This is a genomic window from Streptomyces sp. NBC_01426, assembly GCF_036231985.1.
Classification (GTDB): domain Bacteria; phylum Actinomycetota; class Actinomycetes; order Streptomycetales; family Streptomycetaceae; genus Streptomyces.
Genome location: NZ_CP109500.1, coordinates 7,412,171 through 7,432,823 on the forward strand (window position 1 = coordinate 7,412,171; position 20,653 = coordinate 7,432,823).

A 20,653-nucleotide genomic window follows, 5' to 3' on the forward strand; every position below is an offset into this window, starting at 1 on the left:
ATGACACCGAGCCCGCGCCGGGCAGCCCCGTCCCACAGGCCGAGGATCCGTTTGAAGCCTTCCGTTGTTGCTGGTCCAGTGCCCCCGATCCTCTCTTTTCGTCCCCTTGACGATATGCGTCGGCCTCGTTATCGTCGTCCTGACGAAATGAAGGGGGTTCAGTCATGGCCGACATCACCCGGCGCTTCGGCTGGCGTCATCTGCGCTCCGCGCCCACCACCCACATCCGCCACCACAAGCGCGGCCGGCTCGTCCACGACGGACGGGGGCTCAGTTTCTGGTACCGGTCGCTGTCGGCGGCGCTTTCCGAAGTGCCGGTCGACGACCGGGAGCTGGCCATGGCCTTCCACGCCCGTACCTCCGACTTCCAGGACGTCGCGGTGCAGGCCACCGTCACCTACCGGATCAGCGACCCGGCCGAGGCCGCGGACCGACTGGACTTCTCCGTCGACCCGGACACCGGGAGTTGGCGCGGCGCACCCTTGGAGCAGATCGCCACTCTTCTCACCGAGACCGCGCAGCAGCACACGCTGGACGTACTGGCCCGCACTCCGCTGGCCGCCGCCCTGGTGGACGGTGTCGCCTCCGTGCGGGAACGCGTCGCCGCCGGTCTCGCCGACGAGCCCAGACTCCCGGCCACCGGCATCGAGGTGGTGGCCGTGCGGGTCGTGGCGATCCGCCCCGAGGCCGATGTGGAGCGCGCCCTGCGCACCCCGGCCCGCGAGCAGATCCAGCAGGAGGCGGACCGGGCCACCTATGAACGGCGGGCCGTCGCCGTCGAGCGTGAACGCGCCATCGCCGAGAACGAGTTGGCCAGTCAAATCGAACTGGCGCGACGCGAGGAGCAGTTGATCGACCAACGCGGCACCAACGCCCGCCGCGAGGCCGAGGAGAAGGCGGCGGCCGACAGCGTACAAACCGAGACCGAGGCGGCCCGCAAGGTCGCCCTGGCCCGCGCGGACGCCGAGGCTGCCCGCGAGACGGGAGCCGCGCGCGCCGAGGTCCAGGCGGCCTGGCTGCGCGTGCACGGCGAAGCCGGCACGGGCACGCTGCACGCCCTGGCGGCGACCCGGCTGGCGGAGAACCTGCCGCGGATCGAGAGCATCACGCTCTCTCCCGACGTCCTCACCGGGCTCCTCACCAGGCTCGGACGTCCGGAAGGCGGCGCGGGAGCGTGAGCCTGGCACCCCGGGCGGTGCTCGTGCACCGCAGGACCGAGTACGAGGAGCTGCTCGCCCGGCACGGGACGCACGGGCAGGCCGCGTTCTTCCTCTCCAGCCGGGGCCGTTCGATCGACGAGGTGGTACGCCGCCACGACCGCACGCGGGAGGCGCTGCGGGAGGTGGCCGCGGCGGTGCCGCTCACCTGGCGCAGCTCCCGGGTGGAGCGGGCGGACCTGGACCGCTTCCTGTTCGCCCCGGAGGACGTGGTGGTCGTGGTCGGCCAGGACGGCCTGGTCGCCAACACCGCGAAGTATCTGCGCGGACAGCCGGTGGTGGGCATCGACACCGACCCGGGGCGCAACCCGGGGGTCCTGGTCCGTCACCGCCACGCCGACGCGGCCGCCCTGTTGCGCGCGGCGATCGCCGCCGGGGGCCGGGCAGAGGAGTTGACCATGGTCGAGGCCGTCGCGGACGACACCCAGCGCCTTCTCGCGTTGAACGAGATCTACCTGGGCTCGCCCGGTCACCAGACGGCCCGCTACCGCCTGGGCTCCGACGACGAGACGGGCCCGGGGGAGGCCCAGGCATCCTCCGGGGTGCTGGTGGGCACCGGTACCGGCGCCACCGGCTGGCTGCGCTCCCTGTGGCTGGAGCGCGGCAGCTCCGCGGGATTGCCCGCACCGTGCGATCGGCGGCTCCTGTGGTTCGTGCGCGAGGCCTGGCCCTCCCCGACGACCGGAACCACGAAGGTCGCCGGGGAGCTGGGGCGGGGGCAGGAGCTGCAGCTGACCGTGGAGTCGGACCGGATCGTGGTCTTCGGCGACGGGATGGAGAGCGACGCCCTGGTGCTGACCTGGGGCCAGAGCGTACGGCTGGGCATCGCCGGAACGTCACTGCGCCTGGTGACGTGAGCGTCCTGCCCGGCCCGCTGGCGCCCCTGCGGACCCACGGGGAGGACGATGCGCGAAAGAACGGCCTAGCGAGGCTCGTGGGCCGCCTCGCGACAGGCACCGTTGGCGGCGCCACCGGAGACGCCGGCGGCAGTGAGTCCGCTCACGCACCCCTGTACGTCTCCCGATACGCCACGGGTGCAGGCGGACGTGACGGCGTCGGTGACCTGGACACCCGCCCTCTCCGCAGTCTTCGTACAGGCCGGGATGTCCGTGGGCGCGGCGTGGACGGCGGGGGCCAGGCCGCCGAGTGCGAGGGCCAGACCGGCGAGGACGCCTGCGGTACGGGTCGACGCGCGCATGCGACGCACCTGCTCTCCGGGGCTCGGGGTACCGGCCCGGCGGGGGCCGGTGCTTCCTTACCCCTTCGACGCTAGACCAGCCCCCCGGCGCCCGCACCCGAGGGCCCGGGATACGGGGCGACCTGGTCTCCCTCCATCGCGGCAGCAGCCCGGTCTCCATCCGGTCCGAGCGGCACGGTGAACCGCGACTGCCAGCCTTCCTCCGTCAACACCACCAACTGGACCGCCGCCGCACGGGCGCGCAGTGGCAGCAGGGTGTCGATCACAGCGCGGACACGGGCGGCAGTCGTCGGGTCGTCCGCACCCATGGCGATCGTGACATGGGCGGCGGGCCGCGCCCCGAAGCGGCCCCCGTACGGGCGCGACCCGGGCCACTGGGCGCGGAACGCGTCAACGGTAGTTTGGAGTCCCGGAACGGTGACGGCGACGAAGCCGGCCTCCGTCACGGCCTCCTCCAAGAGCAGATCAGCCGCCGGAAAACTCGCCGCCAGGGAACGCACGTCCTTCTCGTCCTGGCCCGTCAGCGCCGATTCCGGCACGAACGGGTAGAGGAGCGAGACGTGCGCCGGTACCCCACGACGCACCAGAGCCGGGTCGATACCCGACGCCGCGTCAAGGAGCGGGGCGGCATCGGGCAAGACAATGACGACGGCGGTGGTCCCTGGATCTGGCATGCCGTCATCATCGCAGCCGGTCCGAATACTGCGCCCATCGCTCTTCGAGGGAGGCGAGTTGGGCATGGTCAAGGCGGTCAGCCTGGTCGCGGTGGTGTCTGTCAGCGTGGGGGCTTGGCCCACACCCGGGCCCTGGACCAGTCCGTGAAGCGCCGATGCACCGCCTGCCTTACTTGCTGTCGGGCGGGATGGGGGTGGCCTGGTGGTAGTACATCTGCCACGTCGTAGCAGTTCCCTGCTTGCGCCAGAGCGAACTCCGCCGTGCCCTGGTGCCATCCAACGTGGTCTCGTAGGTGAGGTGCACCAGTCCGGGTGCCAGCAGGACTCCGGTGAACTTCGAGGGCTCGTAGCGCGGACCGCTTTCTGCCGCACCGTCCATCTCGGGCATCGCTGCAAGCATCTCGTCATACGTCCATCGCCGCCCCGAAGCACCGACCTCCGTGAAGTCCGGGTCCAGAAGCTGTCGGGCGAGCGAGCGTGAACTGCGCACGCCGGGGTCCATGAGGCGCAGCTCGCCTGCGATCGCTTCGCGCACCTCACCCGATTCTTGGCTCATGCAGGCATCTTCGCCCAGGCGGTCAAGCTCACCGCAACCGAACTACCGGAGAGCCTTCAGGTGCGATGTGGGGGAAGGTACCGCTTCGTCGGACGCCCATGTGAGAGACTCTGCGACACCTGCATGTCATGTTCCGGACAATCGTGTACCAGTGCGGTGCACAAAGGAGAAGGGCTGCGACGCCATGAACGGATCCGCCTCCAAGAAGTTAAGCCGGGTGGGCCTCGCGCTCGGTGCGGCCTTGGCGTCGACCATGCTCAGTACCACGGTGAGTACCGCGGCGCCCGGGGGCGTGGGCGGGGTCGCGGGTGTGGACTCCGTCGCGCGTACGGTGGGCCGGCAAGACTGCCCCGTCGTGTACTTCGATCTGGGCGAGACCCTCGTGCACACCGCCGACGACGGCAGCATCACCTACCAGTCCGGAGCGGCCTCGTACCTGCGCGCCCTGCGTGAGCGCCACATCAGAATCGGGCTGATCACCAACGTTCCGCCTTCATGGGGCGCGACTGACGCCGAGCGTGCCGCCAGGCTGAAGAAGGAAGTCGACGCTACCTGGAAGGGGCCTGAGCCCTTCGCGTGGAAGGACTTCGGCGGCCGGATCCTGACCCCCCGCACCGAGGCGGAACGCAAACCGGCTCCCGCTCTCTGGCAGCGCGCGAGGGCCGAGTCAGGGTCCTGCCGGCTCGTCTTCCAGGCGGAGACGACCGAAGAGGTCAAGGTCGCCGCCTCGCTGGGCTATGTGCCGTACCAGGTCGGACAGCCCCACCGACCCGCGTTCCTCCCGGTCGCCCTGGTCCGACTCCTCGGATAACCGGCAGCGAGCGCGGCGGCCACGGTGACCACGGCGCCCCTCACGGTCACCTGAGTGGTGCACAGGCTGGTGAGGTCTTTCCCCCGGCCGCTGTGCCCACGATGGAGAGAGAACCACTGCCCCATAGGTGGAGCAGTAGGCGGCGGGGACACGGCCCGGCCGGACCGGCCGGCCGCGCTTGTCTGCCGCTGGGGCGCCGCACTACGGTGCCGGTGTGGACCTTTTCACCCGTTCCTGGACGGCGTTGCGCACGGCGGTCGCCGAGATCCCGGATCCGGACTTCGCGCGGCCGTCGGGCTGCGCGGGCTGGCTCGTACGGGACCTCGTGTGCCACCTGGTCATCGATGCCCAGGACGTTCTGATCACCCTCGCCACCCCCGCCGAGACGAACCCGACCGTCGACGCGGTGACCTACTGGCATGTCGAGGACCAACCCCCGACCGACGAGGACCCGCTCGACGCCCTCACCGTCCGGCTGGCCGCCGCGTACGGGGACCCGCACCTGCTCCGGTTCCACCTCGACGACGTCGGCTCCGCCGCCGGCCGCGCCGCCGAACTCGCCGATCCACGGGCCCGGGTGGGTACGCGCGACGAGGTCCTCACCGTGGGCGACTACCTCGGCGCGTACGTCCTGGAATGGACGCTGCACCACCTCGACCTGATCGCCCACCTCCCGGGGGCACGGACCCTGCCGCCCCGGGAGAGCCTGGCCCGCTCCCGCGCCATGCTGGAGCGGATCGCCGGCGCGGCGTTCCCGACGTCGTTCACCGACCGGGACGCACTCCTGGTCGGCACCGGCCGCATCGCGCCCACCGACGCGCAGCGGGCCGAACTACGCGATACCGCGGTGAGGTTCCCGCTCGTCCTGGGTTGATCCGGCCCCACCGCTGGTTTGGCGGGGACGAGGACTTCCGATCCTCGCCCTCGGTGCGGTAGCCCCGTCGGGCAGCCGCACCACATTGCGTAGCCTGGCCCCCTTGGAACGGCGCGGACGGGGAGCGGCATGAGGCATCAGCAGGTGTTGGACAAGCTGGCCGCACGGGGGCACGTACGGGCGCTGGACGAGGATCTGGCGCGCCAGGTGGCTCACCAGATGAGCTACCCGGGCTGCTCGCACGAGGACGTGGCCCGCGCGGTGATTCCCCCGATCCTCGCCCGGTGGCGCTGCCTGCTCGAATCCGAGGAGGCGCGCCCCGCGACGAAGGACGTGGTCCGAGTCGCGCTCGCCACGCTTCTGCACAAGTACGGTTTCCACGATCCGGCGATCACCGCTGAGGCGATCGCGGCGGTGGACGCGCTCAACGACGCGGTAGCGCTCTCAGACGCCTTCGAACGACAATCTGCAGACATCAAGAAACTGCTGCGCACGGCGCCCACTCCGCTGTCCCGCCGACCCGGTTCAACCCGGTCCGTCACTTTCCTGCGGGTCGGCGACGTTCTGTCGATCGAACTGAGAGGGCACTTCCGGGCCGCGTACGTGCGGCAGGTGACCGGCTTGAACGAAACCCCGGTGATCGAGTTCTACGCCGGCGTTTTCACCCGGCCGCCCGAACTCGTCGACCTCGCGGGCCGTGAGGCGGCGCGGCCAGGCGGGCGGGCACGCTTCTCGGTCGACGGCCTCACCTACCTGCCCGACCCCGCGCACCAGGTCCGTGCGGTCGCCGCCGCACACGGGGAAGGGCCGCACGGCGGCGAGCCCGGTCCCGGCCAGGGCCTGCACACGATCACGGACATCCTCACCCTGCAGCGGCACATGGACGAACTCATCGCATAGAAGGGCCCCAGGCTACCGGCGCCCCCACCTGCGCCTCGCTCGCTCTGGTGGACTCGCCGACGCAGGTCACGGTCCCGCCGGCCGAGGTAGGGCGAGCTCATTGCCGTCCCCGAGCTGGGTTCCCGGCGTGGTGACGCGAAACGCCACGGCGACAGAAGCGAGTCACCGATTTCGCGCTCCCGCTCGACCCCGCCGGAGACGGCGTCCGCCGCCGAGGTCAGCCGCTGACGTGGACAGGGGAAGGCGCTCCGCGCCGCGCTGTCGATGGCCTCGACCGGGTCAGTCTGCCAGTCGGGCGAGGGCCAGCGCGTGGGCCTGGGCGAGGGAGTCGGCAGCAGCGCAAGGGATGTCCGGCTGCACGCCTATGCCCTCCCAGTTGGTGCCGGAGACGGGGTTGATGGCGCGGCCCATGGGGATGGTGACTTCCAGGTGTGGGTGCACCGTCCAGCCCCTGCACGGATGTGCGCCGCCGCGGGTGCGCTCGCCGACGACCACGGCGCGGCCGAGCTGCTGGAGGTCGTACGCCAACTCCTCAGCGGCGGAGAAGGTGCTGTCGCTGGACAGCACGTACAACGGCTTGCTGCCACCGAAGCGCGCGCCGGGAACGTGAGGCAGGCTCCACGACTGCTCGCTGCGCCCGCCGTCGCGCCAGCTCATGGTGTTGAGGTGGGTGCGCTCGTCGAGCAGGTAGCTGCAGACGAAGGCGACCGTGTCCGGGTCGCCGCCCCGGTTGCCGCGAAGGTCGATGATCAGCGCCTGGGCGCGGGAGGCCAGGGTGAGCGCGGCGCCCAGCGGTTCGGCGGCCCACTCCAGCGGAAACAGCATCGGCGCCAGCTCCACCACGGCGACCCCTCCGTCGAGCAACTGCACCCGGGGGGCACCGCCCAGCGTGGTGTCGAAGTCCCGGCGCATGGCGTCCAAGGTGGCCGCCCCCTGCTTCGGGGACACCGGGTCGGCGTGGTGCTTCAGTCTCAGGTGTCGGTCACCGTTGACGGACTGCAGGTCCGCGGTGACCAACCGGGCGAGCTCCTCGGCGCCCTCGACGTCGTAGGCGCCCTCGGCGAGACGTCGTTGCAGCAGGCCGGCGAGTTGCTCGGCTATCTCGGGGAAAACGTAGTGTTCGGACAGGAGTTGGGCTGTCTCGTCGATAACCGGGGCCGTCTGAAGCTTCGTTGGAGTCGTCATGGCAGGGAGTAGAGCATTGCCCTTGCGAAAGCGTCAACAACTTTAGACACTTTGGGTATGCGTGATCAGCCTACCCATCTGCCACCCCCCGAGGATGTTCTGGAGATCGGTGCGCCAGAGCAGTTCGCGGCACTCGCCCACCCGTTGCGCCAGCGGTTGCTCTTCGCCCTGGGGCACCGGCCCGCCACCGTCAGGCAGCTTGCGGCGCAACTCGAAGCGAAGAAGGGCAACGTGGCACACCACCTCAAAGTGCTCCGCGAAGCCGGGCTGATCCACATCGCCGAGACCCGCCAGGTCCGCGGCGGCACCGAGCAGTACTACCAACGCACGGCCCGCCACATGGTCGTCGCCGAACCCCAAGCGGCAGGCACCGCAGCGATGTTCGCCGCGTTCGCCCAGGAACTGGACCTCTCACCCGTCGAGACCCACCTGACACTGCGCCACCTGCGCCTGAGCCCCACGAAGGCGAGAGAGCTCGGCGAGATCCTCGCCAAACTGGTCGACGAAGCCGAGGAGGAGGCAGAAGACCGGCCCCTGCACGGCGTGTTGGTGGCGCTCTATCAGCAGGCCCTGCCGGCCGGCGCCACCAGCTCCGGCTAGCGGTACCAACCTCAGGCGCCAACCTCACGAGACAGCACGGCCAGGCCACCCCTGGTGAAGGCGGGCGGCGCCACGGCTCAGCCGAGGGTCGCCGCCTCGGTGGCGGGCCCGCAGGCCCGCCATGCAGGCCGCGTTCACCGCCCGGACCGTGCGGGCGGTGGCCGGCATCCGGAACGTAGCCGAGGTCACCGCCCTCGCACCCGGCCCTCCTGGCCGCTCTTCCCTGGCGCTTCTCCTGATGCAGGTCAGGGGGTGTGGTCGGGCCAGGGGATGTCGGTGGCGACCGGTGCCGTGTAGTCGATGCCGGGTACGGAGAATCCGTACAGGCGTCGGACCTCGGCGCGAAACCAGTCGAGGTCGGCCAGGTCGGCGATCGTCGCCGTGGTGGCGCACTCCCAGCGTTCAGCGACGGCTGCCTGGACGTCGTCGGTCAGTTCGAAGGTGTCCAGGCGGATCCGGCCCTCGTCGTCCAGGTCGAGCGGCGCGGCGCCGGTGAGCTGGTCCCACAGGGCGGCGAGCTGGCGGATCGGCGGGACGAGGTCCTCGCCGAGGACGCCGCGCAACAGGCCGGTGTACAGGGCGATGCCGGGGATCGCGGTGGAGGACTGGGTGACGGCGGCAGCGTTGACGGAGGTCACGGCCCACCCACCCACTGTCCTGCCGAGCAGCTCGTTCAGGGTGCGTGCGGTGGCCTCCAGATCAGCCTTGGCCGCGCCGATGGTGCCCTGCCGGTAGATCGCCGCCGTCAGCGACGAGCCGATGTAGGACAGCGCGGCGGTGGAGAACCTGTCGGCAAGCAGTCCTCGCGCGGCAAGGTGGTCGATCCAGCGTTCCCAGTCCGCGCCGCCCATCACGGCCACGGTCTGCTCCACGTCGTCGCCCTCGGCCGGCCCGGTCTCCACCTCGCGGACCTCGGGAACACCCTCGTCGTCGAAGACGAGGGTCTTGGTGCGGTTCGCCTGGCCGATCGGCTTGAGGACCGAAGCGTAGGCGGTACCGGTGTCGGGGTCGATGCGCCGGGGCGCGGCCACCGAGTAGATCAGGTAGTCCAATCGACCGCCGAAACGCTGCTCGATGAGATCGGCGACCTGATCCTTCATCGCGTCGGAGAACGCGTCGCCGTTGAGGAAGACCAGGTCCCGGCCGACGGTGCGGGCGATGTCGGCGGTGGCCGCGGTGCGATACCAGCCGGCCGTCGCGGTACGCCGCACGGTGGGGGCTTTCTCGAAGGACACCGCGATACCGCGGATCCCGGCGCGCTTGAGTCCGGCAAGCGTGGCCGCGAGACCGTATCCGGCGGAGGAGCCGATGACCAGCGCGACCGGCCCGTCGCCCTCCGGCACGCCGGAGGGGGCCGGGCATGCCTGCCACATGTCGGCCACCAACTGCCGGCAGCCCGCCGGGTGGGAGTCGAGGAAGAGGAAGCCCCGGTTCCGGGGGGTGAGAACACGCTCGCTCAAGATGCCAGTCCTTGGGTCGGCCGGGACACGGACGCGGCGACCAGCCCGGCCGGCCACGCCCGACCAGTCTGAGCCGGCTTCCCCGCTCGCGGTGGCCCCGACAGGAACAATGATCATGAGCCGGCCTTGGAGTGTTCCCCCACTGTGCCGATCGCGAAGATGGCCGACAGTCATGGGTCAAGGATCCGATGATCCCAACAGGATGGTCTAGCCCCGGTTCAGGTCGGTGTGAAGCAAGTGGTGGTCCGAGTACGGGCTGGGCCTGACGCGGTGCGTGCGCGCGGTGATGCCGCGCAGGAACACGTAGTCGAACGTGCTGTTCCAATCGGTGGTCGCCGCGCAGGCGTCGGTGCCGACGGTCGAGGGGCCGCATCCGGGGTCCGTGTCCGAGGCCAACGCCCACATCGGGCCGAGTTCGGGAGCGTCCGGCACGGCGTTGAAGTCGCCGAGGACGATCGCACGTTGGTGTCGGGCGACTTCCGCGGCGAGCACCCCCACCTGTCCCGCCCGCACCTCTTCCTGCTGGCGCTGGGCGAGGTGGGTGTTGAAGACGCGCACGGGCCGACCGCCCACCAGCGTGGTGACGGCCAGGTATCCGCGGTCCTCGGAGCCCCCGTCGGGGTATTCGACACTCTCCCGGTCCGTCATCGGCGCCGCCGAGAGGATCGCCTGGCCGAAGCCGCCCGGCCGCCAGGGCAGCCCCCCGCAGCGGTTCCAGTTCCGCAGGACCGAGCCGTACGCGACCCGGTAGACCAGCCCGTAGACCTCCTCCAGGTACGTGCGGATCTCCTCGACGTCACGTACGCACGCCTCCTGCAGGCCGATGACCTGCGGCGCGTACGTGGCGATCTCCGTCGCCCGGCCGAAGTTGTGCCCGCTCCCGCCGCACGGATTGCAGATGTTCCACGTGCCGACCCGGTCCGGTACGACTTCCTCGGCGGCGTCCAACGGCAGCGGCCTGGCGAGGGGGGCGCCACCGCTCGGTGCGCTGGAGCCCAGGAGCAGCACCAGGCAGACCGCGGTCATCGCGCCCGCGGCCCACCGCGCGCCCCTTCTCGGCACGATCGCCTCCCCAAGGTTGACGCACATCATCACACGGCGCCCTCGACGCACCATCGAGGTGCTTCCCGGTCGGCCCGTCCGGCACCATCACGGCATGATCGGCCATCGGATCACCCATCGCACGGCGGACGGCGTCCGCGTACCCGGCACCTGGCGGCACGCGATCATCTGCAACGGCGGCTCCTACTTCCTCACGGACCTCTCCTTCGCCCCCGCGGTCAAGATCTACCACTCGTATCCGCAGCGCGCGCTCGAAGACCCGGGCAAGCAGGCCCTGCGCAATAAGGTGTTGACGAAAGAGACGGAGGCCCCCGCAGTGCCGGAGGACGCCCACGGTGGGCTTCGGGACGACGGATATCGTGCGGGGATGGCGATAACGGGGAAGCGACGGGTCCTGTACCGGCAGGGCAGCGGATTCTGGCGCATGACGGCGAAGTGGGTTCTGGCGTTCGGGGCCCTGTACCTGCTGGATGGTGGGCTGCTTCGATCGTGGGGCGACGCTCTGGTCTGGCCGATGATCGGCATCCTGCTGTGGGCGCCGTTCGGGATCGGCGTCGTCTGGTACCCGAAGAAGGACCAGCGCGTCGAGCTGACGGCACGTGAACTGCGGGTGAGACGCAAGCGGCTGCCGATGGAGAAGGTGAACCTGCTGCACGTGGCACGACTGTGGCTGGAGGGGCGGTCGACCGCGGACGGCGAGCCGGTGCCGGCATGGGCACGGACCGACCGGGTGGTGTGGGTGCCACTGCGGGACGGCCGAGCGTTCGGCGTGGAGTTTCGCGACCCGGCCGCGTTCGCCAAGGTCTTCGGCGCCTTCGCGGTCGCGGCGTGCGGCGGGCCCGACATCGTCCGCGCGAGGGCCGCTGCGGAGACCTACCCGGATCCACTTCCGATGCGGCCCCGCCCCGCCGAAGACGCAGGCTCCTGGCTCGACCTCCTGGACGTCTTGGACTGACAGGTCCTCAGGCCGCTTGGCCGGAGGCGGCCAGGCGTCGAGGAAACAGGTCTCCGCTCTCGGCGGCGGCCCGGACAGGTCCAGCCGATGCATCGGTGAACGAGGGCAACAGACGCGTCCTCCGGCCAGGAAAGCGCCACGTAGGCGGGCAGCGTGCCGAGGGAGACGGTTCCCACGCCGGGGTCGTCGGTGAGCAGGGACGGCCGGAGGATCAGCCAGTCCAGGTCGCTGCGGCTGAGGGCGATGTCGCCTTGCTTCTTCACGGTGAAGTAGTACTCGACCTCGTCGTCGAGGTTGCGCTCGCGCCAGGATTCGCGGAGGACGGAGACCAGGGTAAGGCGCCGGATGCCCGCGTGGCGGGTCGCCTCGATCGCTCGGGTGAGGCCGTCGCCGTCGATCGCCTTCGTGGTCTGTGCGCTGCCGCCGTTGGATCCGGCGGTGAAGACGACGGCGTCCGCGTTCCCGCACGGCCAACGGGGCTCGGCGCCGTGAACACACCTGCCATCCGGCTTCCCTCTTTTCCCGGGCGCGGCAAAACATTGTCGGCACCCAAGGGCGGCAGGCTCGCCATAAGACAGGCAGGCAGGCAGGTATCGGAAGCGTAATCGGCGAAGACATGCGGAACGGCGGAATGCGGGACACGCCATCGGTAAGCCGCCATGGATTCAGCCGTAAGGCCATGGCTCACCAAGTAAGTCAAGACTTACCTTCAGGGGGCTTTGGTCGTACGGTGTGGCTCGAATCGAAGGAGTCCCCTGTTGTCCAAAATGAATGATCCCGCTGTGCGTGCGCTTGAATCGGAGCGGGATTATGTGTCCTCCTTGTATGAGTTGCTCACCGAGCGGCTTTCCGAGGCGCGAGTACACCGAGCGAGTGTGCTGAAGGCCCCGGCGGAAAGCGCCGGTGAGGCATATGAGAGAGAAATCGCCGCCGAGCGTCTGGCCAAGGAAATCGGTCGACTGGAGGGCGCCGAAAAGGGGCTGGTGTTCGGGCGCATCGACTGGACGGATGGCACGGCCCTGCGCATCGGGCGGATCGGACTGCACACCGAGGAGGATGATCTGCCTCTGCTCGTGGACTGGCGCGCGAACGCGGCGCGACCCTTCTACGAGGCGACACCGGTCCACCCCATGGACCTGCGGCGGCGCCGGCACCTGCGCCTCGCGGAGCGCACGGTCATCTCGGTGAGCGACGAACTGCTGGACGGCACCGCCCCGACCGACGAGGACGTCGTGGGGGACGGCCCGTTGACCGAGGCCCTGTCGGCACGGCGTACGGGCAGGATGCACGCGGCTGTCGCGACGCTGCAGGCCGAGCAGGACGAGATCGTCCGCTCCGCCCACCGCGGGGTGACCGTGGTGCAGGGCGGGCCCGGCACCGGCAAGACGGTGGTCGCCCTGCACCGGGCGGCCTATGTCCTGTACGCGTTCCCGCGCGCCGCGGAGGAGGGCGTCCTGGTGGTGGGCCCGAACGCCCGGTTCCTCGACTACATCTCCCAGGTCCTTCCCTCGCTCGGAGAGAACGACGTCGTCCTGGCGACCTGCCGGGAACTGGCCGGAGTCTCCACGGACACGGTGGACCCGTTCGACACGGCACGTCTCAAGGGCAGCTCCGACCTCGCCGACGCCTTGGCCGGTCTGCTGCGTGTCCACCAAGCCCCCGCCGGTGACTTCACCGTGCGGGTCGGACAGGAACTGGTTCACCTGTCCGGCGAGGAAGTCGCCACGGCACGCGACGCCGCCGTGGCAGCCGCACCGGGGCACAACCCCGCGCGCCAGGTGTTCAGGGAGCTCTTGGTCGACGCCGTCACCGACGCGATGCAACGGGACATGGGCGACCTGTTGGAGCAGATCGACGCCGATGCCGTCAGGATGACGGGCCTGGACCTCGACCGGTTCACGGGAGCGGCCCAGCGCCGTGTCGAAGGTGCGGACGACTCGGGCCCGGTTCACGAGCTGGACCTGGACGCCATCCGCGCCGATCTCCTCGACGACGCCGGCGTCGACCGAGCGGTCGAGGCGTTGTGGCCGCGACTGCTACCCGGTGACCTCGTGAAGGCGCTCCTCACGAACGCCGGCGCGCTCGCCGAGCGCCTGCCCCGCCTGACCACGCAGGAGCGGTCTCTTCTGCTGCGCCGGCCGGACGACCCGTGGACCGATGCCGATGTGCCGTTGCTGGACGAGGCCGCGAACCTGGTCGACGGCCCCCCCGAGCGGACGTACGGGCACGTCGTCGTCGACGAGGCGCAGGAACTGACCGCCATGCAATGGCGGATGATCGTCCGCCGCTGCCCGGCAAGGGCGATGACACTGGTGGGTGACTTCGCCCAGGCAGGCCCGGTCGCGACGGCACGCGACTGGAAGGAGGCACTGAGCCCCCACGTCGGACCGCGGTTCGCACTGCACCACCTGACCGTCAGCTACCGCACCACGCAGGAGATCCTGGAGAGCGTCCGGGACCTGCTCGCGCGGATCGCTCCGGACCAGAAACCCACACAGTCACTGCGAAGCGGTGAGAGCCCTCGCACCGTGACCACACCTGCGCACGGGTTGGTCACCACCGTCGTTCAGGAACTCCGCGCCCAGAGCACCGCGCACCCGGGCGAGCTTCTCGGCGTGATCTGCGCGGACACCAGGGTGAGCGACCTGACGGCCCAAGGCATCGCTCACCACGCACGCATCGTGCCGGCGTCCGAGGCACGCGGCCTGGAATTCGACGGGGTCGTCGTCATGAACCCCGAGGAAATCATCACGGCCCGCCCCGGCGGGGAAAGAGACTTGTACGTGGCCCTGACCCGGGCCACCAAGCGCCTCTGCACCATCACCGTCCAGCCCGCCTGAGACCCAGTAGGGACGGCGGACCAGTGGCCCTGGCCGTGTTGCCCTACCGCGCGTCATGCAACTGTCGTACCCGGCAACCCCTCGGAGCCCGGACGGACGGACAGCGCCGCAGCCGCGCCAGTAGGGTGCGGGACGCTCGTGCGGAACAGGCCGCAGGAGCGGAGGGGGGAGGCACCGACAGACATGCACGTGTGGTTGGTCCTGGCGGTTGTCGCCGTCGGCTGCGTGCTGCTTCTGCGCGGACTGCGCCCGGGCAAGGACGAACTGCTCGTCGGGCCCCAACGGGCAAGGGCCCTGGACCGGCTCCAGGCGTCCGTGTGGCGGGACTGGTCCGAGGAGGCCGACAAGCGGGGCCTCACCCCGCACCTCCAGCGCCCGCGACTGCTCCACACGCAGTGGGCGCCCGCGCCACCGAGGCTGACCGACGGCCGTACGCGCGGGCTCACCGGCACCACCGCGGACATGCCCGGACTGGTCGAATCCTTCACCGCGCTCGTTCCACAGCGGCTGGTCATCATCGGCCCGGCCGGTTCGGGAAAGTCGACCTTGCTCCTGCTGTTCCTGCTCGAACTGTGCCGGGCACGCGAGCTCGACCTGGCCGAACACGGTCCTCGGGCGCAGGGAACCGAGGCCTCGCCGCCCGTGCCTGTCCTGTTCTCCCTCAGTTCCTACGATCCAAGGCGTCACGGGCTGCTGGACTGGCTGGCCGGGCGGCTGGCGGCCGAGTACCCCGAGGTGGGGTCGGCGGCCTCCGCGAGGGACCTTCTCCACCGAGGCGATGTGCTGCCTTGTCTCGACGGGCTCGACGAGGTCCCGAAGCAGCGTGTCGTCAGGGTGTTGGACCGCATCCGCAGGGAGTTCGCCACCGCACGACCGGTGATTCTCGCGTGCCGCACAGAGGAGTACGAGCAAGCCCTGTCCCTCGGGCCGGTGCTGCATGGCGCCTCGGTCACCGAGGCACGCGAGCTGGCCTTTCCGCACGTGATGGCATACCTGCGTGCCAGCCTCGGAGAAGGCGGCCCCAGCCACGAGGAATGGGCCGACCTGTTCGGCCGCCTCGAACACGGCTGGGGGGTGCTGGAGGACGAGGTGACCGAGGCACGCAAGCACGGTGTGCCGATGCCCCCGCCGCGCTGGTCCCTGCTGGCACCGACCGCCGGCAGCTCCCACGAGTCATCGTCGGCCAGGCGATGGAGGGTCCAGGCGCAGGCGGTGGCGGCTCAGGGTGGCCCGGCACGCGAGGTCACTCCCCAACTGCTCGCGGCCCTCGGCGAGGCACTGACCTCGCCCCTGACCGCAACCCTGTTCGCCGATCTGTACGGCTACACGGACGCCGGCGACGAGGAGCCGTTCCGGCGCCTGGCGCGTGCCGCCCCCGACGCCGTCCGGGCGGCGATCCTGGAGAACGCGGTGCGCGTCCTCTTCGACCACCGGCTGAACCCGGACGTCTGGCCCGACGCGCGGCGGCACCTGTCCTTTCTGGCCCGCCACCTGGAGCGTTCGAACCGAACCGACCTCGCCTGGTGGGAACTGAGCGGTGCGCTCCACCATGGCGTCTACGGCGGCCTGTTGGGACTGCTCGCGGCCGTGGCCGGCGGCATCACCACGGCATCCGCGGTCGACGCGGGGGAAGGCGCGTCGGCGGCGCTCCTCCTGGGTTCGGCGGCGCTGGGCACCGGGATGCTCGTGTCGTGGTGGGGGCCGGACCGAGTGGCTTCGTGGCTGGACGAGTTCCTGCTCAAGAGGTCCGCGGCGCGGCGACCGCGCCGGGAGAACCCGGAGGCGGAGGCGCCGTCGGGAAGCCGCGCGGGGGACCCGCGGCTCGCGCGGACGTCGACCGCTCTCGCTGTCGGGTTGCCGATGGGGGGAATCCTGGGATTCATCGGTTCCGTCGCGAACGGTCCCGCCGTCGGGCTGCTCATCGGGACCTTGTGCGGCCTGCTGTTCGGCATACCCGCCGGTCTCCTCGGTGCGGGCGGGCCGGTACGGGGACCGCGCTGGTTCCGCCGCGGCACCGGCTTCCTGCGCCGCGTCGCGGGCGGAGCGGGCGTGGGATTCGCCGCCGGGGCCGCCTTGGGGCTTCTCATCTGGTGGACCCTGCGTACCGTCCGCGGGCCCGAAGCCGTTCAAATGAATCGGCCCACCTACGTGCTGGCCTCCGTGCTCCTGTTCGCCCTTGTCGGCATGGTCCTGGGGCTGGTGTCAGGTTTCCTGCGCTGGCTGCAGACACCGGCGCCGGCCGACGACTCCACGTCCCCGCGGATTCTCCTGCGCGGGGACCGGAGGCTCGTCGCCGGGTGGGCTCTGGTGATCGCCGCGGTGGCCGGGCTCGCCATGGCCTGGATCATGGCGACCTCCTCGACCGGCCGCGGGCAGGTCGCCGAGGGCAGCGTGCTCCTCATCGTCCTGGCCCTGTGGGCCCCCATCGCCGTCCGTCCCTGGCCGCGGTATGTCGTGGCGCGCTCCTGGCTGTGGCTCCGGGGTGACCTTCCACGCGACCTCATGGGGTTCCTGGAACATGCCCACAAGGTGTCGGCGTTGCGGCAGGTGGGCGGTGTCTACCAGTTCCGTCACAAGAACGTGCAGGAGCACCTGAGCGGGTCACCCACCGACGCGAGCACGCGGTCCTAGTGCTGTGGCCGGAAAGGTTCACCGTGTCACGGCGCCCGGCACGGCACCTCGCCGCGTTGTCGAACCGCCCGAGTACGTCCCGTACAAGCGGCAGTCCTCCGCCTTGCGAGGCACCGCACCGGACACCGCGACCCGGCAAACCGTTCCGGCCACAGCACTAGGTCGTCTCTGTCGGACCTTGTCGCCCCGGCAAGATCCGACAGAGCCGGCCCAGCCGTCTGGGCGTCAGGAGCCGGCGAGGAAGGCGATCAGCGCGGCCTTCGCGGTGTCGAGGGCGAGCAGCACGGTCTCGGCGGCATCCTCCGACCGGTCCGCGAACAGGTCGGTCGACGGCTCACGGTCGAGCACGTCCGGATCACCGACGGCACACCACCGTTCGACATCGTCCGGGGCCAGTTCGGCCGTCGACGCCAGCGCGCGGAACGGCGCTGCCAGCGCCGTGCGCACCACGTGGGTCCCGGGATTCCCGGCGCCGTCCGGGAGAGCGGCCCGGGCACGGAGCAGCGCGAGACCGCCACCCGGCACGGTGCCGCACCGCAACGCGGCCTGCGCGGCGTGCGCCGCCCGTTCGGCGGACTCGGTGCGGGCGGCGATCGCCGCTTCCGTATCCGCGCCGACGGCCAGGCACACGGCGCGGGAGGTCAACCAGGAGACCTGTTCTTGCAACGCCGATCGCTCGTCGTCAGAGGCCGCCAGGTCCAACAGCGCACGGGCGGAGGCGGTCCACCGGTTCAGCATGCGCGGATCGTGACCGCCGCCCACCAGCACCGTCTGCGACGCGGAGACGACCGCCAGGTCGACTCGGCCCAGGACGTCGAACCAGGCGGTGCCCGGGAGCACGCCGGAGCTTTCCGTCAGCGCCGTGGCGCCGGTCAGCAGGGCCAAGGACCGCAGCCGCTGGTGCCCTTGCCGGCCGGCGGGGACACGGACCACCGTCGGCACCGGTCCGTCCGCCGGATCGCACAGGGCCCGCAGCAGGCCGCCCCGTGGATCGCAGCCGTCCGTGGTGGTGAGGACCAGGAGCGGGCTGCCCTCTGCGGCGAGATGGTCGCGCAGTCTGTGGAAGGCCTCGCCCTCGCCGGTCACCGAGTCGAGCAGCAGCACGTACGGTTTCACGAGCCGGGTCCGGCCGGTCCAGGCGTCGGTCCCGGGGGCGTCGGCGGCGTACGGGAAGGCGCGCCCGCCGGGCACGCGAAGGCCTTGGCGTACGGTCGGCTTCTCGATCGAGCGGGTCACGCCGGGTTCGCAGATCAGGACGCCGTACGGGCCGGCGAGAAGTGCCGCGGCCGAGACCGCCTCGGCCACCTCCGGGTCTGCCGTCACACCGCGGGCGACGGCGTCCGGACGGGAACACGGCGTTGCCTGATCAGCCAAGGCGGCGCGAGCACGGTTCAGCGCCTCGACGGATTCCCGGAGCAGCTCCCGGAATCCGCCGCCCGTGGCGTGCTGGTCGGCGGCCTCCCCGATCAGGGCCGCGGCGAGGACCGCCGCCGTCAGCGCTCCGTCTCCGGATGCCGCGTCCATCGCGCGGGCGGCCTCGACCACCGGCTCGATGCCGGGGACCGCTCGGGGGTCGGCGGTTCGGAAGCACTCGGCGACCTGCCGGGCGCCGGTCACCCTGAGGGGCCGACCGCCCGGGCCCGGCACCGTGGCACCAGGGGGACGGGAGCCGAGCAGCGCGCTCATGGCGGCTCCGATGGCCCGTGCGCCGCCGCCCGGTGTCGCGTCGCCCCCGCCCCGCCGCACCGCATCCTCCGGAGCCCGGACGCGCGGCAGCGGGCTGGCAAGGGCGTCGCGCAGCAGCTCGCCGTGGGGTCCCGCCAGGACCCGGGAGGCGATGAGGGAGGTAGGGATGCCCTGGTTCATGCCGTTGTGGTGGCCGTGGTGCATGGCCACCAGAAGGCCGTCCTCGGTGACGAGGGGGCCGCCGGACGAGCCGTCCAAGGTGTTCGCGCCTCGATACCGGACACGGCACTCGCCGGAGCGCAGGACCTTCTCGGCCTTGCTGTAGTCCAGCAGGAGCCGCAGGGGGTAGTGGAAGAGAGCCAGTGGCCCGCTGCCGAAGGCGTGGTCCTCCTCGAACGGCTTGTAGTAACCCCTCGGGCGCAGGAGGCCGTTCGGCTCCACCAGATCGGGTGGATGGGCGGCGAGGCGGACGAAGGCAAAGTCCAGGCCGTCCTCGGCGGTCTTCATGCCGAGTGGCACCGGGTCGTCCGGGGCGGGTGGGCTGGAGTCGAGGAGCTCGGTCAGGGGAATCCGCACAGCGTCCTGTGCGGCGGCATGCCCCGGGTCGTGGTGCGGAGGGAACACGGCCACCATCCCGGCCACCGGCCCCACACCGGACGCGCCGAGTGACAACCGGACCGCGTGCCCCGCGGTGAACAGCAGGGCCGGCCCGACCAGAAAACCAGTGGCCACCTGACTGCCGCCGCGCTCCAGACGGGCGACCCGTGACTCGGCCTCGGCGATCCTCGCCCTGACGTCATGGGTCGAGTGCATTCCGGCGCCGGGGCTGGTGACGGCCTGGAGCGCAGAACCCGGATCGGGAGCCTCCACCCTCACGAGGCGCGCTGGCGAACGAGACGGGCGATGTCCCCGGCGGGTACGGCGTAGTTGCGTTTTCCTGCCAGGCCCTGGAAATGGAGGCCGAGCGCCCGTCCGGTGTCCAGGTCCACGACGACGGAACCGGAGTTGCCGCCGAGTGTCGTCGCGTCGTGATGGATCCACCGGTTGCCGTCGAACGAGATGACCTGCCCCGGGGCAAGCCGCTTGCACTCGAAGATGTTGTTGAAGATGCGCTTGCGGTCCTCGGGGTCGTCGCGCTGCCCGATGTAGGGATAGCCGATCACTCCCACCCAACGGCCCACGGTGAGACCTTCCTTGCCCTTGGCCAGCTCGATCGGCGGCGGCAGAGGCTCGCCGTTCTCACCGGTCGGAGCGAGCCTGAGCAACGCGGCGTCACAGGGAGAGGAGTCCGGCTCGATCCAGACCACCTCCGTCACCTTGAACCGTGATTCCTGTGTCCGGCCGTGCTCGTGGCGCCAGTCGACGTAGGCGTGCACCTGGGCCAAGGGGTTCGCGCGGAACCTGAAGCCGCCGCGGCCCTTCTTCGCGAACTTCTCCGCCACGTGGCGGTTGGTGACGGCGAGACCCTCGGCCACCACCCACGCGGTTCCCACCCACTCCAGGTCGTGGTTGCGCAGATCGATCCGTCCCACGCTGGGAATGACGCCCTCAAGGCGGCGACGAGCGGCCCCCACCTTCGCGGCGACCACGAGGCTCTCGGCTTCGTTGTCGGGAGCGTCGGCCACGGTGGCGAACGTGTCGCGTCGCACCAGGTAGACCGGCCTGCCGAACTGTCTGACGATGGCCTCCAAGCCGCTTTCGTCGCCCTGCCAGGTCCCCTCGGCCATCGCCTTGACGGCGCCCGCGGCCCGGTCCACGTCCAGGAGGCCTTCCAGAGCCCCGACGCTCTCCAGACCCCCCGACGCCGCGACCGCGTCCCTGATCTCCTGGAAGCGGTCGAGAAACTCCTCCCGCACCTCGCGGTCGGCGAAGATCTGCGTGTACTCCATGCCTGCCCCCGTCGGTGCGGCGCTGCTGGACCGACACGCTACTGGGCGCCGGGCCGGGCAGGCAGCGGCATTCGGGAAGTCCGACCCGCGAACCATCCCGACGACTGGAGTCCGG

General features: G+C 70.9%; 17 protein-coding genes and 1 pseudogene. 9 read left to right on the forward strand and 9 right to left on the reverse strand.

Annotated features, from left to right (window positions below):
- The first annotated feature begins 164 nt into the window (after positions 1-164).
- Both OG906_RS33215 and OG906_RS33220 read left to right on the forward strand, forming a co-directional pair.
- Positions 165-1,178 (forward strand): SPFH domain-containing protein, encoded by a 1,014-nt coding sequence (locus tag OG906_RS33215; RefSeq protein ID WP_329447732.1) that lies wholly within the window; start codon positions 165-167, stop codon positions 1,176-1,178.
- Entirely contained in the window at positions 1,175-2,074 is a 900-nt protein-coding gene (locus OG906_RS33220) for a hypothetical protein (protein ID WP_329447733.1), read from the forward strand. The genes OG906_RS33215 and OG906_RS33220 overlap by 4 nt, the downstream gene beginning before the upstream one ends.
- Positions 2,075-2,139: 65 nt before the next feature.
- On the opposite strand, the gene OG906_RS33225 is transcribed toward OG906_RS33220, so the two are convergent.
- The 3 genes from OG906_RS33225 to OG906_RS33235 form a co-directional block, all read right to left on the reverse strand.
- Positions 2,140-2,415, reverse strand: a complete 276-nt coding sequence (locus tag OG906_RS33225) for a hypothetical protein (RefSeq protein ID WP_329447734.1) — start codon at positions 2,413-2,415, stop codon at positions 2,140-2,142.
- 71 nt (positions 2,416-2,486) lie between these two features.
- Entirely contained in the window at positions 2,487-3,089 is a 603-nt protein-coding gene (locus OG906_RS33230) for a 2'-5' RNA ligase family protein (RefSeq protein ID WP_329447735.1), read from the reverse strand.
- A 169-nt stretch (positions 3,090-3,258) separates the two neighbouring features.
- Positions 3,259-3,645: a nuclear transport factor 2 family protein gene (locus OG906_RS33235; RefSeq protein WP_329447736.1), complete on the reverse strand. Its 387-nt coding sequence runs from the start codon at positions 3,643-3,645 to the stop codon at positions 3,259-3,261.
- Between the two features lie 184 nt (positions 3,646-3,829).
- Here OG906_RS33235 and OG906_RS33240 point away from each other — a divergent pair, with 184 nt between their 5' ends.
- The 3 genes from OG906_RS33240 to OG906_RS33250 all read left to right on the forward strand — a co-directional run bounded on the left by OG906_RS33240 (position 3,830) and on the right by OG906_RS33250 (position 6,230).
- The gene (locus OG906_RS33240) at positions 3,830-4,456 is read left to right on the forward strand and encodes a hypothetical protein (protein ID WP_329447737.1); all 627 of its coding nucleotides are present in this window, start codon (positions 3,830-3,832) and stop codon (positions 4,454-4,456) included.
- Between the two features lie 214 nt (positions 4,457-4,670).
- On the forward strand, positions 4,671-5,330 hold the full coding sequence (locus OG906_RS33245) for a maleylpyruvate isomerase N-terminal domain-containing protein (RefSeq protein ID WP_329447738.1): 660 nt from the start codon (positions 4,671-4,673) through the stop codon (positions 5,328-5,330).
- Between the two features lie 129 nt (positions 5,331-5,459).
- Positions 5,460-6,230 carry a hypothetical protein gene (locus OG906_RS33250; RefSeq protein ID WP_329447739.1) on the forward strand — a complete coding sequence of 257 codons (771 nt, stop codon included), beginning with the start codon at positions 5,460-5,462 and terminating at the stop codon, positions 6,228-6,230.
- 279 nt (positions 6,231-6,509) lie between these two features.
- On the opposite strand, the gene OG906_RS33255 is transcribed toward OG906_RS33250, so the two are convergent.
- Positions 6,510-7,415, reverse strand: coding sequence for a S41 family peptidase (locus tag OG906_RS33255; protein WP_329447740.1), 906 nt, complete (start codon positions 7,413-7,415; stop codon positions 6,510-6,512).
- Between the two features lie 57 nt (positions 7,416-7,472).
- Here OG906_RS33255 and OG906_RS33260 point away from each other — a divergent pair, with 57 nt between their 5' ends.
- The gene (locus tag OG906_RS33260; protein ID WP_329447741.1) at positions 7,473-8,015 is read left to right on the forward strand and encodes an ArsR/SmtB family transcription factor; all 543 of its coding nucleotides are present in this window, start codon (positions 7,473-7,475) and stop codon (positions 8,013-8,015) included.
- Between the two features lie 245 nt (positions 8,016-8,260).
- Here the strand turns inward: OG906_RS33260 and fabV are convergent, their stop codons facing one another.
- Positions 8,261-9,475: an enoyl-[acyl-carrier-protein] reductase FabV gene (fabV, locus tag OG906_RS33265; RefSeq protein ID WP_329447742.1), complete on the reverse strand. Its 1,215-nt coding sequence runs from the start codon at positions 9,473-9,475 to the stop codon at positions 8,261-8,263.
- A 207-nt stretch (positions 9,476-9,682) separates the two neighbouring features.
- On the reverse strand, positions 9,683-10,564 hold the full coding sequence (locus tag OG906_RS33270) for an endonuclease/exonuclease/phosphatase family protein (protein ID WP_329448202.1): 882 nt from the start codon (positions 10,562-10,564) through the stop codon (positions 9,683-9,685).
- 67 nt (positions 10,565-10,631) lie between these two features.
- On the opposite strand from OG906_RS33270, the pseudogene OG906_RS43680 reads away from it, so the two are divergent.
- Positions 10,632-10,739, forward strand: a pseudogene (locus OG906_RS43680) (DUF7638 domain-containing protein); the annotation flags it as partial.
- A gap of 671 nt (positions 10,740-11,410) precedes the next feature.
- Here OG906_RS43680 and OG906_RS33280 read toward each other — a convergent pair.
- On the reverse strand, positions 11,411-12,139 hold the full coding sequence (locus OG906_RS33280; protein ID WP_329447743.1) for an NAD(P)H-binding protein: 729 nt from the start codon (positions 12,137-12,139) through the stop codon (positions 11,411-11,413).
- 120 nt (positions 12,140-12,259) lie between these two features.
- Here OG906_RS33280 and OG906_RS33285 point away from each other — a divergent pair, with 120 nt between their 5' ends.
- Together OG906_RS33285 and OG906_RS33290 are read left to right on the forward strand one after the other, a co-directional pair.
- Positions 12,260-14,332: a HelD family protein gene (locus tag OG906_RS33285; RefSeq protein WP_329448203.1), complete on the forward strand. Its 2,073-nt coding sequence runs from the start codon at positions 12,260-12,262 to the stop codon at positions 14,330-14,332.
- 183 nt (positions 14,333-14,515) lie between these two features.
- On the forward strand, positions 14,516-16,963 hold the full coding sequence (locus OG906_RS33290; RefSeq protein WP_329447744.1) for a hypothetical protein: 2,448 nt from the start codon (positions 14,516-14,518) through the stop codon (positions 16,961-16,963).
- Between the two features lie 225 nt (positions 16,964-17,188).
- Here OG906_RS33290 and OG906_RS33295 read toward each other — a convergent pair whose 3' ends face one another.
- A complete protein-coding gene (locus tag OG906_RS33295; RefSeq protein WP_329447745.1) occupies positions 17,189-19,462 on the reverse strand; it encodes a hypothetical protein in 2,274 nt (757 codons plus the stop codon).
- 59 nt (positions 19,463-19,521) lie between these two features.
- The gene (locus tag OG906_RS33300; protein ID WP_329447746.1) at positions 19,522-20,538 is read right to left on the reverse strand and encodes a trypsin-like serine peptidase; all 1,017 of its coding nucleotides are present in this window, start codon (positions 20,536-20,538) and stop codon (positions 19,522-19,524) included.
- Positions 20,539-20,653: the final 115 nt, after the last annotated feature.

Coding starts and splice junctions, on each gene's coding strand:
- OG906_RS33255 (WP_329447740.1), bottom strand. CDS start 7,415: ATGACGACTCCAACGAAGCTTCAGACGGCCCCGGTTATCGACGAGACA.
- OG906_RS33240 (WP_329447737.1), top strand. CDS start 3,830: ATGAACGGATCCGCCTCCAAGAAGTTAAGCCGGGTGGGCCTCGCGCTC.
- OG906_RS33235 (WP_329447736.1), bottom strand. CDS start 3,645: ATGAGCCAAGAATCGGGTGAGGTGCGCGAAGCGATCGCAGGCGAGCTG.
- OG906_RS33300 (WP_329447746.1), bottom strand. CDS start 20,538: ATGGAGTACACGCAGATCTTCGCCGACCGCGAGGTGCGGGAGGAGTTT.
- OG906_RS33280 (WP_329447743.1), bottom strand. CDS start 12,139: ATGGCGTGTCCCGCATTCCGCCGTTCCGCATGTCTTCGCCGATTACGC.
- OG906_RS33290 (WP_329447744.1), top strand. CDS start 14,516: ATGCACGTGTGGTTGGTCCTGGCGGTTGTCGCCGTCGGCTGCGTGCTG.
- OG906_RS33270 (WP_329448202.1), bottom strand. CDS start 10,564: ATGTGCGTCAACCTTGGGGAGGCGATCGTGCCGAGAAGGGGCGCGCGG.
- OG906_RS33250 (WP_329447739.1), top strand. CDS start 5,460: ATGAGGCATCAGCAGGTGTTGGACAAGCTGGCCGCACGGGGGCACGTA.
- OG906_RS33215 (WP_329447732.1), top strand. CDS start 165: ATGGCCGACATCACCCGGCGCTTCGGCTGGCGTCATCTGCGCTCCGCG.
- OG906_RS33230 (WP_329447735.1), bottom strand. CDS start 3,089: ATGCCAGATCCAGGGACCACCGCCGTCGTCATTGTCTTGCCCGATGCC.
- OG906_RS33285 (WP_329448203.1), top strand. CDS start 12,260: ATGAATGATCCCGCTGTGCGTGCGCTTGAATCGGAGCGGGATTATGTG.
- OG906_RS33295 (WP_329447745.1), bottom strand. CDS start 19,462: ATGCACTCGACCCATGACGTCAGGGCGAGGATCGCCGAGGCCGAGTCA.
- OG906_RS33225 (WP_329447734.1), bottom strand. CDS start 2,415: ATGCGCGCGTCGACCCGTACCGCAGGCGTCCTCGCCGGTCTGGCCCTC.
- OG906_RS33260 (WP_329447741.1), top strand. CDS start 7,473: ATGCGTGATCAGCCTACCCATCTGCCACCCCCCGAGGATGTTCTGGAG.